At 50.2% G+C, this 2,136-nt stretch carries 1 rRNA gene; it reads right to left on the bottom strand.

From position 1 onward, the window contains the following. Window positions 1–2,136 (bottom strand): 23S ribosomal RNA (locus VIR50_RS01500); the annotation flags it as partial.

The following is a 2,136-nucleotide window of genomic DNA, read 5'->3' as shown; positions in this document are numbered from 1 at the left end:
ATCGAGGTGCCAAACACCGCCGTCGATATGAACTCTTGGGCGGTATCAGCCTGTTATCCCCGGAGTACCTTTTATCCGTTGAGCGATGGCCCTTCCATTCAGAACCACCGGATCACTATGACCTGCTTTCGCACCTGCTCGACTTGTCTGTCTCGCAGTTAAGCTTGCTTCTACCATTGCACTAACCTCACGATGTCCGACCGTGATTAGCAAACCTTCGTGCTCCTCCGTTACACTTTGGGAGGAGACCGCCCCAGTCAAACTACCCACCAGACACTGTCCGAGAGCGTGTTTCCACTCTTCGTTAGAACATCAAACGTTAAAGGGTGGTATTTCAAGGACGACTCCATAATCACTGGCGTGACTACTTCTAAGTCTCCCACCTATCCTACACATCAAAATTCAATGTTCAGTGTCAAGCTATAGTAAAGGTTCACGGGGTCTTTCCGTCTAGCCGCGGGTACACCGCATCTTCACGGCGATTTCAATTTCACTGAGTCTCGGGTGGAGACAGCCTGGCCATCATTATGCCATTCGTGCAGGTCGGAACTTACCCGACAAGGAATTTCGCTACCTTAGGACCGTTATAGTTACGGCCGCCGTTTACTGGGGCTTCGATCAGGAGCTTCTCTTTCGATAACACCATCAATTAACCTTCCAGCACCGGGCAGGCATCACACCCTATACGTCCACTTTCGTGTTTGCAGAGTGCTGTGTTTTTAATAAACAGTTGCAGCCAGCTGGTATCTTCGACCGGTTCAACCTTCACCCGCAAGGGGCTACAATCTACGCCGGCGCACCTTCTCCCGAAGTTACGGTGCTATTTTGCCTAGTTCCTTCACCCGAGTTCTCTCAAGCGCCTGAGTATTCTCTACCTGACCACCTGTGTCGGTTTATAGTACGGTTAAGTCATATCTGAAGCTTAGTGGCTTTTCCTGGAAGCGTGGTATCAGTTACTTCATCTCCGTAGAGACTCGTCATCACTTCTCGGTGTTGAATGGCGTTCCGGATTTGCCTAAAACGCCCACCTACCGGCTTAAACAGACATCCAACAGTCTGATAACCTAACCTTCTCCGTCCCCACATCGCAATATGACCTAGTACGGGAATATTAACCCGTTTCCCATCGACTACGCTTTTCAGCCTCGCCTTAGGGGCCGACTCACCCTGCCCCGATTAACGTTGGACAGGAACCCTTGGTCTTCCGGCGAACGAGTTTTTCACTCGTTTTATCGTTACTTATGTCAGCATTCGCACTTCTGATACGTCCACCAAACTTCTCAATTCAGCTTCTTCCGCTTACAGAACGCTCCCCTACCCAACAATGTTTCCATTGATGCCGCAGCTTCGGTGACTAGTTTTAGCCCCGTTACATCTTCCGCGCAGGCCGACTCGACTAGTGAGCTATTACGCTTTCTTTAAATGGTGGCTGCTTCTAAGCCAACATCCTAGCTGTCTAAGCCTTCCCACTTCGTTTCCCACTTAACTAGTACTTTGGGACCTTAGCTGGCGGTCTGGGTTGTTTCCCTCTCCACGACGGACGTTAGCACCCGCCGTGTGTCTCCTGAGTATCACTCTTCGGTATTCGCAGTTTGCATCGGGTTGGTAATCCGGGATGGACCCCTAGCCGAAACAGTGCTCTACCCCCGAAGGTGTCCGCTCAAGGCTCTACCTAAATAGATTTCGGGGAGAACCAGCTATCTCCCGGTTTGATTGGCCTTTCACCCCCAGCCACAAGTCATCCGCTAATTTTTCAACATTAGTCGGTTCGGTCCTCCAATTAGTGTTACCCAATCTTCAACCTGCCCATGGCTAGATCACCGGGTTTCGGGTCTATATCATGCAACTCATTCGCCCAGTTAAGACTCGGTTTCCCTTCGGCTCCCTTATTCAGTTAACCTCGCTACAAAATATAAGTCGCTGACCCATTATACAAAAGGTACGCAGTCACCAAACAAGTTGGCTCCCACTGCTTGTACGTACACGGTTTCAGGTTCTATTTCACTCCCTTCACCAGGGTTCTTTTCGCCTTTCCTTCACAGTACTGGTTCACTATCGGTCAATCAGGAGTATTTAGCCTTGGAGGATGGTCCCCCCTTCTTCAAACAGGATTTCTCGTGTCCCGCCCTACTTCTC

It is taken from the genome of Prevotella sp. (assembly GCF_036570325.1).
In the GTDB taxonomy this organism is placed as follows: domain Bacteria; phylum Bacteroidota; class Bacteroidia; order Bacteroidales; family Bacteroidaceae; genus Prevotella.
The sequence above is the reverse complement of the archived record's forward strand: the minus strand, read 5'-3'. Positions and strand labels throughout refer to the sequence as shown.